The following is a 14,859-nucleotide window of genomic DNA, read 5'->3' as shown; positions in this document are numbered from 1 at the left end:
CAGCTAGTCCTCGTCCTCCGTGTCCGTCCCCGGGTCGGGCGCGGAGGGCCGGGTGACGACGGGGGCGGGGCTGGCCGCGGCGGGCTCATCCCCGTCCTCGCCCTCGGGCTGCGTCGAAGCGGGTGCGGACAGGGCGGAGTTCCAGGTGGCCAGCCACGCGGTGATTGCCTCCGGGGACGCGACCGTCTCGTCTGGTACCACCGCATCCCCCGCGATCCCCATCAGCCAGGCGGCCTTCGTATCGGCCGCCACGCCACCGTCGATCGGGTAGGCGCTGCCCGCCGTGGCCAACAAGCGCTGCGCTCGCTCGCCCTGTAGCCAGGCGATCAGGGACTCCGCCCCGTCGGAGGCGGGCGAAGCGGTCGGAGCCGCATAGAGGATGCGGGCAATGCACGTCGAAGAGACCGGCGCACCGTAGGAGTCGGCTCCCGTGTTCGTCGCCGCCGCGGCGGCCAGAGAACGCGGAGCAACCACCAGCGGATACGCACCCGAGGCCTCGGCTTCCCCGCCCACGAGCTGCCCAACGTACCCCTGCGAGACGTGCCCGCCCGCCGTCCACACACCCACAGCCGCGCCCAGAGACGGGTCGATGCGCGGGCTGAGCGACTGCGCGAAGGCGCCCAGCCCCTCGCCAGTCTGGGCGGCCGCCTCCTGAACGAATGCGCGGCCCACGGAGGAGGAGGTCGGGTCGGGCAGCGCCAGCAGCGAACGCACGCGCGGGGAAGTCAGGTCCGCGAAGGAAGTCGGAAGGGAGCGCCCGTTCGCGCTGAGCCAGGACTTGTCCGCGATCACGCACACGTCGTCGCGTCCGTAGGCGATCGCGGCCGCCGCGCCCTCCACGGCGGTGCCCGCCAGGGTGGACGTGTCCCGCGGGGCGGTGGAGGCGATGGTCCCCGCAGCGCTGGCCGCGACCGCGTCCGCGCCATCAAGCCCCAGGACGACATCCGCGCTCGTCTTGGGCAGGCTTCCCACGCCGTCGATCGACACGACCGCAACCGTGAAGCCCGTCGCTTCAGTGAACGCCTGGGCGGTCTCGGTCGGCAGCTGCGCGCCGCCCACCAACGCGACCGTGACCGTGCCCGAACCCGAGCGAGGGCTCGGAGCGTCGATCGTCGCACGCCCGCCGCCCGCGGAGGCCCGCGCGCTCTGACCGGGCACGATGGGGGACGCAAAAGGATCCCGCGGCGCGCTGGAGGACACTGCCGGGGTGCAGGCCGCCAGGGCACTCGCAGCGAGGGCAAGGGCCGACAACGCAAAAACGGAGCGGAAGCGAGCCATGAGGAATCCTTCGGACGGGAACACTACTGTCCAAGCATAAGACAGGGGGACCGTGGGCCTCGCGCGAGAGCTCCGCGTGGGGCATGATGGAATTACGCATTCGTGCGCCGGGACAACCGCAGTCACGCCAGGAGTCACTCATGGATTCAGAAACCATCGACAAGGTCGCCACGACCGTCGTCATCGCGGGGGCCGCTTTCGTCGCCTCCAAGCTCTTCGAGATCGGCTGGAAGGCCGCCACTAGGCGCCCGGTCCCCGCCGAGGACGCCGACGACGTCACGATGGCCTCCCTCGTTGTCTTCGCGGCCACGTCGGCGGCCATCGCCGCCGTCGCCCAGCGCTACGCATACAAGGGCACGCAGAAGTGGCTGACTCCTAAGCTCTCCGCACGCTTCGGCGCGCCAGCCATTGAGGCCTGACCCGAGCGCATTCGCGGCCACGCACACCGGAGAGTCGGCGTCACACGAGGGGCAGGTAGGGCGCCAAGTCGGTCCGCTGCCCTGACGCCGCGACGCGCCCGGAGGACACGGCCTCCTCCCAGGTGAGCAATCCCGTCGCCAGTGACAGCCACGTACGCGCGTCGGTTTCCACCACCGCAGGCGGCGTCCCCCGCCGATGCGTTGCGCCGGGCAGGATCTGCACCGCCCCCGCGGGAGGCACCCGAACCTCCACCGAGCGACCGGGGTGGAGCGCCCCAATCTCCTCGAGGGTAAAACGCACCGCCGTCACAACCACCGTTCGGTCCGCATCCACGCCGCGCTCCTCGCGCTCGCGCCACGCCCGCAGGGCGGCCATTCCCTCGGCGGGATCAATCCGTCGCTTTGTCATGCGTCGATTCTACGTCCCTACACTCGGACCACCGCGTGCCATTGGATGGCACTCTCGGGCACAATTGAGACGACTCACTCCCAACGAGAGGACCCCCGTGACCGACACAGCATCCCTCATCACGCTGCGCTCGATCCTCGACCTCGCGAGCGCACGCTCCTACCAGTGGGATGCGGCAACCATCATCGCCGTCTCGGGCGTCGACCGCGCCGGGGACCTGACGACCCGCGTCATCGAGGACCCCGGGGTCCTCTGCGACATCGCCGACGAGGGTTTCTCACCCCACTCGCCGGTCGGCCACGCGCTCTCCCACGCGCTTCACGACGCAATCCAACGCCGGGTGCGCCTATGGATCACGGTCGTCCCCACCGCCAAGCTCGACCGCCTGCGCGAGGCGCTCGGCGGGGACCTCATTCACGAGGCCGGGCTCCCCTCGGGCGGGCATACCCCCGTCGCGATGTCCCCCCTCGAGCTGCTTGAGACCTGGTCGAGGGGCAACGCCGAGCAGCGCGAATTCATGCGCGTCGCCATGGCTGGGCTTGACACCCTCACGACTTCCTCGCGCGCCACCCGCGCCTCGCGCTCGGTGGGTGCCTCCATCATCGAGCGCTCGCTCGTCCTCAAGCTGTGCCGCAATCCGAAGTTCATCGCCTACGTCGTCGTCCTCGTCTACTCCATGGCGCGTGCCGTGCCCGTCATGTTCGTGCCCCACTTCGGGGGTGACTGGCGCATCCTGTGGCTCATCGACATGGTCACCGCGATCCCCTACACGTGGGGCCTCATCGAGATGGTCGCCGGACAGAAGCTCTGGCATCGCATCATTGGCGCCGTGACCGCCGCCGTGACTTTCCTTGCCCCCTACGTCTACTTCCTGATCTATGGGCGACACGCGCCTTTGGGGATCTGGTTCGCTATCGCGTGTATCTTCTTCGGCGGCATCATCCTCGAAGTCTTGCGCTACATGCGTGACCGTGCCGTCAAGGAGGGGCTGGCTGCCCACCCCTAGTCGGGGCGACGTCGGCCGCTGCCCGCCCGCGGCGCCCGCTCCGGGGGAAGTAGGAATCGTCCCCCGGAACCTGGGGGACCGGGGGACGAGTCGGGTGGCGGGAGGGGCGAGGCTAGAGCTTGTCCTCGCCGGTCGCCGTGCGAATGAAACCGGCGAGCATGAACCAGCCTCCGCCAACCCAGAACAGGATGAGCACCCAGATGGGCTGCACCGGGTAGACGATGACCAGGTAGGCGCACGCAACAATCCATGCGGCGGCGCCGATGATGTTCGGGATCCGGAAGCGCTTGACGCGCGCGGGATGCGTGTAGTGGATGGGAACGAGCGTCAGGATCGCGAGAATGATCGTCGCGGCAATATTGACCCAGGCGGGGGTCTGCAGGACGTACATGACGATCGCCACGCAGTTCCACGCTGCCGGGAATCCAACGAAGTAGTTGTCGTTGGACTTCTCGCCGTCGTTGGCGTAGCAGAACACGGAAGAGACGATGATGATCACCATCATGATGACCGGGATGGGCCTGGGCCCAAAGGGCAGGTACATCGCCATGAAGAGGGCGGGCAGGAAGGTCCACGTCAGGTAGTCGACGAGATTGTCCACGACGCCGCCATCGAACCACGGGACCACCTGCCGGACACCGACCTTGCGGGCAAGGGTACCGTCCACGCCGTCCACGATCAGGGCAATGACGAACCACAACCACATCATCGGGATGTCGTTGGTGAGCATGGCGAAGAGGGCGAGGGTCGCCCACGCGAGGCCCGAGATCGTAAACGCATGGACCGCCCAGGCCGCGATGACGCGACCGAGGCTAGGTTTGCTGGGGGCGCCGGGCGAGGCCGGGGCGGCCTCCTGCTCGGGGGTGGCGGTGACGGGTTGTTCAGGCACGAACGGCTCCTGTCGTGACGGTTGTTTTCCGCACCCAAGTATGCCAAAGATTGGGACGACGGACGTAGGGCGTGAGACGCAATGGCCCGCGGGTGCCGACCCACCTGGCGTGCGGGCGGATACGGTGAGGGGCCCGGGTCAGTGCCCGCGCCCCTCACCGGCAGTGCTTCCACCGGGCGCCTCAGAAGTGGCGGCGACCCGACTCGCTCAGCTCGCGTAGCTCATTGAGAGAAATCACCCAGCCACCGCCTTCGCCTTCGGCGGCCAGCAGGTCAATGCCGCTGATGGCCAGCATGTCCCCTCCCGTCGTGCCGATGCGTGTCGCCTCAACGCCCTCGGCCTCGGCGGCGGCGTAGACGGCCTTCACCGCGGCCTCGGGCACGACGACGAAGGCACGGGCCTGTGACTCCGAGAGCAGCATCTCGTGGTCTCCGACGCCGTCGCGGCGGGCGGCGGCGGCCACGTCGAAGACGCCGCCGATGCCGAAACGCAGCGCGGAATCCGCGAGGGACTGCACGAGTCCGCCGTTGGAGAGGTCGTGAGCCGCTCGAACGAGAGGGCGCCCATCCGGGCCATCGGCGGCGCTCAGGGCACGCACGACGTTTCCGAGGGCCACCTCGGCCTTCAGGTCGACCTCGGGCGGCAGACCACCCAGGTGGGAGCGGGCTATGCGCGCCCACGCAGACCCGTCAAACTCCTCGCGGGTCGCGCCCAGGAGGATGACAGCGAGCCCCTCCTCGGTGAAGCCCGAGGGGTTGGCCCGGGTCACGTCGGAGAGGATGCCGAGCATCCCGATGACGGGAGTCGGGTTGATCGACGAGTTCGGCTGCCCCTTCTCGGTCCCCGAAGAGTTGTAGAGCGAGACGTTACCGCCAGTCACCGGGATCTCCAACTCAATGCACCCGTCGGCCAGCGCGGTCATGGCGGTCACCAGCTGCCACATGGCATCCGTGTCCTCGGGGTTGCCGAAGTTCAGGCAATCGGTGATGGCCACCGGCTCAGCTCCCACAACGGCGACGTTACGGTAGGATTCCGCGAGCGCCTGGCGGGCACCCGCCGCCGGGTCCAGCTTCGTGTACCAGCCGTTTGCGTCCGTCGCGAGGGCAACACCCAGACCGCTTTCCTCATCCACGCGGATGACTCCGGCATCGTCGGGCTGCGCGAGGGCGGTATTGCCCTGCACGTACCGATCGTATTGGTCGGTCACCCACGCTTTGGACGCCTGGTTGACGTCGGCGAGGACGGCGCGCACGTCGGCGATCAGCTCGTCGCGGCTGGCCGGACGGGGCAGGTTCTCGGAGGTGGCGGCCTGCAGGTCGTCCTGCCACGCGGGGCGCGCGTAGGGACGATCGTAGACGGGCCCCTCGTGTGCGACGGTCTTCGGATCGACGTCGACGATGCGGTGACCGTGGTGGTCGATCGTCAGGCGCCCATCGCCCGTCAGGTGGCCGATGACCGCGGCCTCGACGTCCCACCGGTCGATGATCTCGAAGAAGCGCTCCCGGTCCTGCGGGGTCACGATGGCCATCATGCGCTCCTGCGACTCGCTCATGAGGATTTCTCCCGCGGTGAGCGTGGGGTCGCGAAGGAGCACGTTCTCCAGGTCAACGTGCATGCCGGAGTCTCCGTTGGAAGCCAGCTCGGAGGTGGCGCAGGAGATGCCCGCTGCCCCCAGGTCCTGGATTCCCTGGACGACGCCGGCCTCGAACAGGTCGAGGCAGCATTCGATGAGGACTTTCTCCATGAAGGGGTCGCCCACCTGGACGGAGGGGCGCTTGGCGGGCATCCCGTCCTCGAAGGTCTCGGAGGCCAGGATGGATGCCCCGCCGATGCCGTCGCCGCCCGTGCGGGCGCCGAAGAGCACCACGAGGTTGCCCTCGCCGGTCGCGTTAGCCAGGTGGATGTCGTCGTGGCGCAGCTTGCCGATGCACAGCGCGTTGACGAGAGGATTTCCCTGGTAGGAGGGGTCGAACTCTGTTTCGCCGCCGATGTTGGGCAGGCCCAGGCAGTTTCCGTAGCCGCCGACTCCGGAGACGACGCCGTGGACGACGCGCGCCGTGTCGGGGTGGTCGACCGCGCCGAAGCGCAGCTGGTCCATGACGGCGATGGGCCGGGCGCCCATGGAGATGATGTCGCGGACGATGCCGCCGACTCCGGTGGCCGCCCCCTGGTAGGGCTCGACGAAGGAGGGGTGGTTGTGGGACTCGACCTTGAAGGTGACCGCCCAGCCGCCGCCGATGTCGACGACGCCGGCGTTTTGCCCCATCCCGACCAGGAGGTGTTTCTTCATGGAGGGGGTGGTGCGCGCGCCGAATTGCTCGGCGAGGTGCTTCTTGGAGGACTTGTAGGAGCAGTGCTCGGACCACATGACGGAGTACATGGCCAGCTCCGCGTTCGTGGGACGACGTCCCAGGATGTCGCAGATGCGGGCGTACTCGTCTTCTTTGAGGCCGAGCTCCTTCCAGGGCATCTCCTGGCCGGGGGTGGCGGCCGCGTTCTCGACGGTGTCGGGCAGCTCACGGGTGTTTTCTGTGCTCATTCGTGTTTCCATTCGTGTCGTGGACGAGGCGGCGGCCCCCTCCTTCCGGAGGGCGCGGACCCTCCTCGTCAGCCGACGAGGGATGCGAGGACGGAACGGAAGATGCCCAGGCCGTCGGTGCCGCCGTGGTGGCGGGCTCCGTCCGGGCCGGTGGCAAGCGGGCCGAAGCCCTGTTCGGTTGCGTGTTCGGGGTGGGGCATCAGACCCACGACGTTGCCCGAGGCGTTGGTGACCCCGGCGATGTCTCCCGCGCTGCCGTTGGGGTTGCCCTCGACGTAGCGGAAGACGACGCGGCCTTCGCCCTCGAGCCGCTTCAGCTCGTCCGGGGACGCCTGGAAGTTGCCTTCCCCGTTCTTGAGGGGAACGGTGATCGTCTGGCCGGCGCTGAACTCCCGGGTCCACGCCGTATCGGGGTTCTCCACGCGCAGCACCTGGTCGCGACACAGGAACTTCTGATGGTCGTTGCGAATGAGGGCGCCGGGCAGCAGGTGAGATTCGCACAGGATCTGGAAGCCGTTGCAGATGCCGAGGACGGGAAGGCCTCGTCCGGCCTCGCGAACGATCTCGGCCATGACGGGGGCGGTCGCGGCGATCGCGCCGCAGCGCAGGTAGTCCCCGTAGGAAAAGCCGCCGGGGATGATGACCGCGTCAACGCCGCGCAGGTCGGCGTCCTTATGCCACAGCGCCACGGCTCGGGCGCCGGCGATCGTGGCGGCGCGGGCGGCGTCGCGATCGTCAAGCGTTCCCGGGAAGGTGACGACTCCGATGCGGCTCACTGGGCCCCTCCCGCGTAACGGGGGTCCGCCTCGTCCATGGCCTCGACGCGCACGACGTCCTCAATGATCGGGTTGGACAGGACCTCTTCGGCGGCCTTGCGGGCCTGGTCGAGGAGCTCGTCGGTGACGGGTCCCTCCACGCTCAGGTGGAAGCACTTGCCCTGGCGCACGGCCTCAAAGCTCGTGATTCCGAGCCTCGGCAGCGCCGAGCCGACGGCCTTACCCTGCGGGTCCAGGATCTCAGGCTTCGGCATCACTTCCACGATGATTCGCCCCACGGCGTTCCTCCTTGTGTTGTTGGTGAGGATCCCGCCGCGCACCTTGCCCGGCGGGCAGGTCTGTTACAGGATGGGGTCGGCGCCCGTCAGCAGGCGGTAGACCTCCACGTAGCGTTGGGTCGTCGCGGCAACCACGGAGTCGGGCAGAGCGGGAGGATTGTCCCCGGACGCACGGTCCCATCCGGATTCGGTCGAGGTGAGCCAGTCCCGCACGTACTGCTTGTCGTAGCTGGGGGTCACCTCTCCCTCCACCCATCTATGGGCCGGCCAGAAGCGGGAGGAGTCCGGGGTGAGGATCTCGTCGGCTAGCACGAGCGCGCCGGTGGAGACGTCAATGCCGAACTCGAACTTCGTGTCGGCGATGATGATGCCGCGCTCGGCCGCAATGTCGCGCGCCGCCTTGTACAGGGCGATCGACAGGTCGCGGATGGCGACGGCTATCTCCTCGCCCACGAGGTCGGCTGCGCGCTCGAAGGAGATGTTCTCGTCGTGGCTCCCCATGTCGGCCTTGGCGGCCGGCGTGAAGATGGGCTCGTCGAGGCGGGAGGCTTCCGTGAGCCCCTCCGGGAGCGTCAAGCCGCAGACCGTGCCGCTTCGTCGGTACTCTTCCAGGCCCGAGCCCGTCAGGTATCCGCGCACCACGCACTCGATGGGGATCATGTGCAGGCTGCGGCACACAACGGCGCGCCCGTCGAACTCGGCGGGGACCGTGAAGCGTGTGGCGGGGGCTCCCGCGAGCGCCTGCGCCGCCTCGGCGGGGGCCTTCGCCCCCACATCGAGCAGGTGATTCTCGACGAGCGGGCGGAGCTTGCCCATCCACCAGATCGCCAGCTGGTTGAGAACCGCCCCCTTGCCGGGGATGAGCGTGGGCAGCACGTAGTCGTAGGCGCTGATGCGATCGGACGTCACCATGAGGAGTGCTTCCGGACCGGGCTTGGCGTGACGGGGCCTTCCCGCCGCCGGTGGCGCCTGCGGGGGTTCTCCGACGACGGCTTCGTCGGGGACGTAGATGTCGCGAACCTTGCCCGAAGCCAGGGGAATCCAACCGTGCGGGGAGGCGGGCATGATGCTCCTCAGTGTCGTTGTGTCACTCGAGGGTGACGGTCAGGTGGTCGGGCCACGTGGCGATGTCGCCGCGGTGGTGTTCTCCGTCGAAGTGGATGAGGTCCACGCCCCGATAGGCCAGGGCACGGGCTTCCTCGATGGTGGCCGCCCGGGCCACGACGTCAAGGACGCGCCCGCCCTTGTTGACCAGCGCGTACGTGGGCTCGAATCCGCAGCACCCGGCGGCCACGTCGGCGGGGTCATCCGTGATCTCCTCGGAGGTTCCCGCGTGGATGACGTGGACGCCATCGAGGGCCTCGGCCGCCTCGATGCCGGTGATCTCGTGTCCCGTGTCGGCCTGGCCGGGGTAGCCGCCCGAGGCCATGACGACGGTGACGGCAGCGTCGTCGCTCCAGACCGGGGCCGGGATCTTCGACAGGGTGCCCGTTGCGGCCGCGTGGAGGAGGGGGGCGAGCGGAGACTCGAGACGTTCGAGGACCGCCTGCGTCTCGGGGTCGCCGAAACGGACGTTGAATTCAACGACCCGGATGCCCCTGCTGGTCATCGCGAGGCCGCAGTAGAGAAGCCCTCGGAAGGGTGTGCCGCGGCGGGCCATCTCGGTGATGACGGGCTGCGCCACCTCGTCGACGATGCGCCGGGTGGCCTCCTCGGGCAGCCAGGGCAGGGGACTGTAGGCGCCCATGCCCCCCGTGTTGGGGCCCTCGTTGCCGTCACCCACTCGCTTAAAGTCCTGGGCGGGCTGCAGCGGCACGACCGTCTCCCCGTCGGCGACGCAGAAGAGAGAGACTTCGGGTCCGTCCAGGTAGTCCTCGACAACGACCGCTCCCCCGTCCCGCGCGAGGCAGGCGCGCGCGTGGGCCGAGGCCTCCTCGCGGTCGGAGGTGACGACCACGCCCTTGCCGGCGGCGAGCGCGTCGTCCTTGACGACGTGAGGCGCGCCCAGCTCGTCGAAGGCCGCCGAGACCTCCTCCATCGTGGTGCACGTGAAAGAACGGGCCGTGGCCACGCCCGCGTCGGCCATGATCTTCTTCGCGAAAGACTTCGATGCCTCGAGCCGGGCGGCTCCCTTGGTGGGGCCAAACACCGGAATCCCGTAGTCGAGGACTGCATCCGCGACCCCCGCCACCAGGGGCGCCTCGGGTCCGACGACCACGAGATCGACGTTCTCAGAGGTCGCGCGCCGCACGACGTCCCCGGGATCCAGCGGATCCATCGTCAGGGACCGTCCCAGCTGTTCAAGCGCGGGGTTACCCGCCTGGACGACGAGTGCGACGGGATGCTCGGGGGTGGACGTTCGTACGAGTGCGCGGGCAATCGCGTGTTCGCGTCCCCCGTTACCAACGAGAAGAACCTTCACTACTCCAGCCTATCGGTGTTTGTGGCCTCTTCGGGCCGTCGGATCAGATTATGGCTACAACTCACAGCGCGGAGTCGAGCGGGCGCGGGCCTACCAGGCTCCGTTCGGGTTGCCGCTGCGCCGCTCGTCCTGCGCGTCGCGCCGGTCTTTGGACCGCTTCCCGTTCTGTTGCTGCAAGTCTTCACGACGCTGCTTCTGTTCCGCGGACTCGCCCTCGTAGGGGTCCTCGGTCGGGCTGGGGCTGGGGCTGGGGTTAGCCTCGCCCTCCTGCCCCGCCTGGTCTTGCTCGCTCTTTTCCTCGCCGTCCGATCCGTTCTCACCTTCGGACTGTTCCTCGGCCTTCTGCTTCTTGTCCTCGACGCGCGACTTGTTCTTATCGGCGGGGTTGTCGGACTCTCCCCCCGACTGCTGGTCGTTGCCCGACTGCTGGTTGTCGCCGGACTGCCCCTGACCACCGGACTGACCCTGATCACCGGACTGACCCGAGCTGGAGACGCTCTGGCACGGGGAGATGAGGTCCTCGGCCTCCTGGTAGGTCGCGGCGGCGTCGGAGAATGAGCCCGCCGCGGCGAGCGCGTCCCCCTGAATCTCGATGCCGATGGCGAGGTTGACCCGCACCTGGCACTCGTAGGAGAAGGCCTCCAGGCGCCCCGGCTGGACCTCGGTGGCCTTGGGGACGAGGTCGAAGGCGGTGCGCAGCTCGGCGATGCCGTCCTCGATGCGTTCCTCGCGCAGCAGGGTCGTACCCAGGTTGTAGTGCGCGACCCACTGTTCCACGCCGAAGCCGGTCCATGCGATCTGTCCGTTGTATCCGGCTTCGGCGGCGTCGTAGCGCTGCGCCCTCCACTGCCCCAGGGACGAACGCGACCACAGGGTCATGCCAATCAGGTAGGCGGAGAGCGCGACCACGATGACGAGAACCGGGAGGGAGTACCACAGGGGGCGAAGCGCCCGGGAGGATCGCTTGGGCTTGCCGGACGAGGCGGAGGTGGCCGTCGCGCGGACCGAGGGATCGACCGGGTTCTCTTGGGGAGCCCCGAAAGGAACGAGGTCCTCTTCGGGCAGGGAGTTCTCAGATCGCATGGGAGTTCCTCAGCTGTTGGGCGCGACGCGCCAGGGTTGCACCCTCCCAGGCGAGGAGTGCCCCGAGGATGAGCGCGAATGGCCAGATGATGTATCGGTAGGTGGATTGGAGGTTGCGCGTCTCGGAGATGGAGCTAGCTCCCTCGAGAACGGATCGCGCGTGGGACTCGATGGCCGACTTGTCCGGCGAGTGCACGTAGTCCAGGCCGATGCGCGAGGCGACCGCCTTGAGCGCGGCTTCGTCGATCTTGGAGATGGCCACCGGATTGCCGGGCTGGGAGGTGTCGCGGATGTATTCCGGCTCGCCGCCGCTCTGGGTGCCTTCGCTGCGCAGTCGCAGCACCTTCATGGGGCCGCCCTCCGGCGTCCCGTAGCCGAGGATGAGGCCCCCGTCCACGTATTGCTTCACCTGGTCCCAGTCGCTTTCGTCCCCCGCCGGGGCGCTCGACCAGTGGTCCTGGTTGGACGTCTCGCCATCGGAGAAGACGAAGACGGCTCGAAGGTTCTGGGGGTGACGTTCCTTGTTCTTGGCCAGCAGAGCCGCCAAGTCCTTCGCGGGCCGGTTCACCGACGAGCCCTGCGAGGAGCTGGACAGCTCACGGTCGAAGCTATCCATGTAGGCCTGGACGGCGGAGGCGTCGGTCGTGAGCGGCATGTCCGTGTGCGCGTTGGAATCCCAGGACACGATGGAGAAACGTGATCCGGTCAGGACGCTCATGAGGATCGCGACGTCATTGCGGACGCCATCGATGCGCGGCTTGGTGCCGTCCCAGTCCTCGGCCGCCATCGAACCGGTGCGGTCGATGACGAAGTACACCTCCAGGCTGGAGGTCACCTCCTCGGCTTCGCCGGGAATGGAGGGACCGGCGCCCATGACGACGACGACCGCGAGAATCATTGACCGCCGGAGGATGTCGATAAAGCTGCGACGCGTGGCTCTCCTGGCGGTGAGAAAGACGAGGGCGGCGCCGAGGAGGACGATGAGGACAAGAAGGACCAGGTTCACTGCGGGGCGAAAAACCATGTCATAGCCTCCCGAGGGCGAGCATGCCGAACAGGGAGAGAACCCCGACGATGGTCCAGCCGAGGGCGGCGCCGGGGCGGTCCGTCTCCACCATCTTCCCGGCCTTCTCGAGGTCCTGCTTCTGTTCGGACTCGATCTGCTTGACGACCTCGTCAACGGCTGACGGTGAGGAGGCGTCGTAGAAGTCGCCACCGGTCGACCTGACCTGGTCTCGCAGCTCGTAGGCCTCCGACGTCATCGCGTACTCCGAGCCGGGGTACAGGGCGGACACCGTCACCTTCTGGCTCTTCGCGAACTCGATGGCCTCGGCGAGGTCGTAGATGCCCTGCCCGTAGACCTCGTTGTCGGTCGCCAGGAGGATCGTGCGGGAACGCTCCTTGTCGGTGTGATCGAAGCCCAGGACGCACGAGGCTAAGCCGTCGCCCACAAGGGAGGCCTTTTCCTCGTCGTCGTCGGGGAGGAGCGGACGCAGGTATTTCTCGAGCGTGGGAGTCACGCTAATGCGCCCCCCGTAGATGGAGAGCCCTCCGTCGATGGTGTCGGCCATCTCCGTCAAGACGTCGTCGGCCATCTCGTAGTCGTCCGTCAGCGGGAACATCGTCATCGAGTATGCGTTCCACAGCTGCAGGGAGATCCGCTCGCCCTCGAAGCGGGAGATGATCTTCTTGAAGGATTCCCCGATCTTTGAGTCGTAGGGAAGCATGGAGCCCGAGGCGTCCAGGCAGATCACGATGTCTCGGCTCGAAGACTTCTCGTGCTTGACGTAGCGGTCCACGGGGGCGCCCGCGGACACCGAGGCCGCGATAACCGCGATGAGGAAGCAGACGATCGCCATCGCGAGGGAGGAGCGCGTACGCCGCACGAGGGCCTGGTACTTGGGTAGGCCCCGCACGTAGCCGGTGTTGGCGACCCAGCCTTTCTCGCCCGCGCGCTGTCCGGCGCGGCGGGCGAGGAACCAGCCGGCGCAGGTCGCGGCGAGCACGACGCCGAGGACGACGAAGATAAGCCAGGTGAATCTCATGCGTCTACCGCCTGCGAGGCGAGGATCAGGATGTCGGCGCCCCCCGCCCCCTGTGCGCCGGTGGGCAGGGAGGGTCCCCCGGTGGCGCCGTCGGCGCGTTCGCCGACGAAGCTGGGCGTCTCGCAGGCCTCCAGGACGTGGGCCAGCTGGGGCCAGGTGGGGATGAGGGCACGGATCTCCGCGACGGTGGCCACCTCGAGGTCGCGGCCGGAGCGCTCGGTGCCGAGGGCACGCATGAGGCCGGCCACCGCCAGGTGCGTTCCGCGCTCGTCGAGTTCTCCGCAGGCGCGACGCTGGGCGATCTGGTTGACGTAGTCGTGGTACCGGGCACGCCTGGCCTGGGAGATGGTCTGCAGGTGAGCGACGCTGCCCTCGCGCGAGTGCCACCAGGCCCACAGGCTGTACGCCACCCAGCCGAGGAGGGCGAGGAGCAGTGCGACCCCCAGGACCCACATCCAGTGCGGGTATATGACGGGTTCTCGGAGGCTCTCAATGAGGTTGCCGGACATTGCCGTGCCTTTCGCCTGGGCGCGGGAGCGGGACGGTTCGGGCGCGATCGGTGCGAGGCACCGCCGTCGCTCGTCGTGTCATTGCACCCCTCTTCCCCGTCGCCATCGGGGCGTCGGCTTCGACCGTGCATGTTGCGGTCACGCCGACGCCGCGTTCACCTGATTGTGCCACGCCGGGCGCGATAGTGCTAATGCCCGGTTCTGCTTCGCCCTGCGGAGCGAGCGCCGCCACGGGGCCTAATCGGCGACATTTTCTCTCATTTGTTCAGTGTTTGGGCGCTTCTTGGGGCGCGGCGGGTAGCCGGATCGCCAGATGTACAGACCGATCAGTGAGACTCCCCCCAGGAGGCCGAGCGCCCACCAGGGGAAGCCGGGGACGTCGGGGGTGGCACCCGCAGCATCGATGTCGTGCTGCGGCGTGGGGTAGACGCGCTCCCCGGTGACGAGGATGCGGTGCGTGTTGATGCCCAGGGGGGTACACGTCACGAGCGTGGCGAGGTCTCGGCCGGGTTCTGAGCGCAGGGCCTCGGTCTCCTCGGGATTGACGACCTTCTTGTCGAAGACCCGGTAGGTGAGAACCTCCCCGAACACCTCGAAGGTGAAGGTGTCCCCGACCTGTACCTTGTCGAGGTCGGTGAACATGCGCGCCTCGGCCAGCCCACGGTGTCCGGTGACGACGGTGCGCTGTCCCTGCCCGCCGACGGGAAGCGACGTTCCCTCCAGGTGTCCGAGGCCGCGCAGGAGCGTCTCATCGTCGGTCCCGTGGTAGATGGGCAGGTCGATGTCGGCGGCAGGGACCTTGAGTCGGCCCATGAGCCCGGAGCCGTCGGCGGTGAGAATCGCGTTGTAGTCCAGGCTCGCGTCCCCGCTTGTTCCGTCGCCGGTGGGCACGTTCGAGTTGGCCTGGAGAACGGCCCCCGAGCTCAGGGCGTCGTTGTAGCGGTGGGCGAGGGCGAGCTGCTCCGCGGCGGAGGGATCGGCCCTGCTCACGGAGTCCTCGTACTGGGCGATGATCTGGGATTGGTTGTATTGAACGATCCACGCCGAGATCGACGGGTAGAGGAAGAGGAGCATTCCCGCTAGGGCGAGGAGGGAGGGAATCAGGGAGATCAGGGAGAACCTCCACCGGCGCGCGTCGCGAGGGGCGGTCGGGGAGGCACTCGGCGTTGCCTGTGCGGCGTCGGGAGCGGCAGTCATAGCGCGCGT

General features: G+C 68.2%; 15 protein-coding genes. 2 read left to right on the top strand and 13 right to left on the bottom strand.

Annotation, left to right across the window (positions count from 1 at the left end; all coding sequences use genetic code 11):
* Positions 1 to 3: 3 nt before the first annotated feature.
* Complete coding sequence (locus tag HMPREF9006_RS07935; RefSeq protein ID WP_009213080.1) at positions 4 to 1,278, bottom strand: hypothetical protein; 1,275 nt, start codon at positions 1,276 to 1,278, stop codon at positions 4 to 6.
* A 140-nt stretch (positions 1,279 to 1,418) separates the two neighbouring features.
* Between HMPREF9006_RS07935 and HMPREF9006_RS07930 the strand changes: the two genes are divergently transcribed.
* On the top strand, positions 1,419 to 1,697 hold the full coding sequence (locus HMPREF9006_RS07930) for a DUF4235 domain-containing protein (RefSeq protein ID WP_009213079.1): 279 nt from the start codon (positions 1,419 to 1,421) through the stop codon (positions 1,695 to 1,697).
* Between the two features lie 40 nt (positions 1,698 to 1,737).
* On the opposite strand, the gene HMPREF9006_RS07925 is transcribed toward HMPREF9006_RS07930, so the two are convergent.
* Entirely contained in the window at positions 1,738 to 2,106 is a 369-nt protein-coding gene (locus tag HMPREF9006_RS07925) for a sterol carrier family protein (protein ID WP_009213078.1), read from the bottom strand.
* A 97-nt stretch (positions 2,107 to 2,203) separates the two neighbouring features.
* On the opposite strand from HMPREF9006_RS07925, the gene HMPREF9006_RS07920 reads away from it, so the two are divergent.
* Positions 2,204 to 3,112 (top strand): hypothetical protein, encoded by a 909-nt coding sequence (locus tag HMPREF9006_RS07920; RefSeq protein ID WP_009213077.1) that lies wholly within the window; start codon positions 2,204 to 2,206, stop codon positions 3,110 to 3,112.
* A 112-nt stretch (positions 3,113 to 3,224) separates the two neighbouring features.
* Here the strand turns inward: HMPREF9006_RS07920 and HMPREF9006_RS07915 are convergent, their stop codons facing one another.
* The 11 genes from HMPREF9006_RS07915 to HMPREF9006_RS07865 all read right to left on the bottom strand — a co-directional run bounded on the left by HMPREF9006_RS07915 (position 3,225) and on the right by HMPREF9006_RS07865 (position 14,850).
* Positions 3,225 to 4,001: a CDP-alcohol phosphatidyltransferase family protein gene (locus HMPREF9006_RS07915; RefSeq protein WP_009213076.1), complete on the bottom strand. Its 777-nt coding sequence runs from the start codon at positions 3,999 to 4,001 to the stop codon at positions 3,225 to 3,227.
* Positions 4,002 to 4,182: 181 nt separating this feature from the next.
* Positions 4,183 to 6,540, bottom strand: coding sequence for a phosphoribosylformylglycinamidine synthase subunit PurL (gene purL / locus HMPREF9006_RS07910; RefSeq protein ID WP_009213075.1), 2,358 nt, complete (start codon positions 6,538 to 6,540; stop codon positions 4,183 to 4,185).
* A 68-nt stretch (positions 6,541 to 6,608) separates the two neighbouring features.
* On the bottom strand, positions 6,609 to 7,316 hold the full coding sequence (gene purQ, locus HMPREF9006_RS07905) for a phosphoribosylformylglycinamidine synthase subunit PurQ (protein ID WP_009213074.1): 708 nt from the start codon (positions 7,314 to 7,316) through the stop codon (positions 6,609 to 6,611).
* The gene (purS, locus tag HMPREF9006_RS07900; protein ID WP_048728401.1) at positions 7,313 to 7,594 is read right to left on the bottom strand and encodes a phosphoribosylformylglycinamidine synthase subunit PurS; all 282 of its coding nucleotides are present in this window, start codon (positions 7,592 to 7,594) and stop codon (positions 7,313 to 7,315) included. The genes purQ and purS overlap by 4 nt, the downstream gene beginning before the upstream one ends.
* A 63-nt stretch (positions 7,595 to 7,657) precedes the next feature.
* Positions 7,658 to 8,659: a phosphoribosylaminoimidazolesuccinocarboxamide synthase gene (locus HMPREF9006_RS07895; protein WP_009213072.1), complete on the bottom strand. Its 1,002-nt coding sequence runs from the start codon at positions 8,657 to 8,659 to the stop codon at positions 7,658 to 7,660.
* 22 nt (positions 8,660 to 8,681) lie between these two features.
* Positions 8,682 to 10,016, bottom strand: a complete 1,335-nt coding sequence (purD, locus tag HMPREF9006_RS07890; protein ID WP_009213071.1) for a phosphoribosylamine--glycine ligase — start codon at positions 10,014 to 10,016, stop codon at positions 8,682 to 8,684.
* 90 nt (positions 10,017 to 10,106) lie between these two features.
* Positions 10,107 to 11,099, bottom strand: a complete 993-nt coding sequence (locus HMPREF9006_RS07885) for a hypothetical protein (protein ID WP_009213070.1) — start codon at positions 11,097 to 11,099, stop codon at positions 10,107 to 10,109.
* Complete coding sequence (locus HMPREF9006_RS07880; protein WP_009213069.1) at positions 11,089 to 12,123, bottom strand: VWA domain-containing protein; 1,035 nt, start codon at positions 12,121 to 12,123, stop codon at positions 11,089 to 11,091. Before HMPREF9006_RS07880 ends, HMPREF9006_RS07885 begins: the two co-directional genes overlap by 11 nt.
* A 1-nt stretch (position 12,124) precedes the next feature.
* Positions 12,125 to 13,144, bottom strand: a complete 1,020-nt coding sequence (locus tag HMPREF9006_RS07875; protein ID WP_009213068.1) for a vWA domain-containing protein — start codon at positions 13,142 to 13,144, stop codon at positions 12,125 to 12,127.
* Complete coding sequence (locus HMPREF9006_RS07870) at positions 13,141 to 13,653, bottom strand: hypothetical protein (RefSeq protein ID WP_009213067.1); 513 nt, start codon at positions 13,651 to 13,653, stop codon at positions 13,141 to 13,143. The genes HMPREF9006_RS07875 and HMPREF9006_RS07870 overlap by 4 nt, the downstream gene beginning before the upstream one ends.
* Positions 13,654 to 13,890: 237 nt before the next feature.
* Positions 13,891 to 14,850: a class C sortase gene (locus HMPREF9006_RS07865; RefSeq protein WP_009213066.1), complete on the bottom strand. Its 960-nt coding sequence runs from the start codon at positions 14,848 to 14,850 to the stop codon at positions 13,891 to 13,893.
* Positions 14,851 to 14,859 lie beyond the last annotated feature (9 nt).

The organism is Actinomyces sp. oral taxon 180 str. F0310, assembly GCF_000185285.1.
GTDB lineage: Bacteria > Actinomycetota > Actinomycetes > Actinomycetales > Actinomycetaceae > Pauljensenia.
The sequence above is the reverse complement of the archived record's forward strand: the minus strand, read 5'-3'. Positions and strand labels throughout refer to the sequence as shown.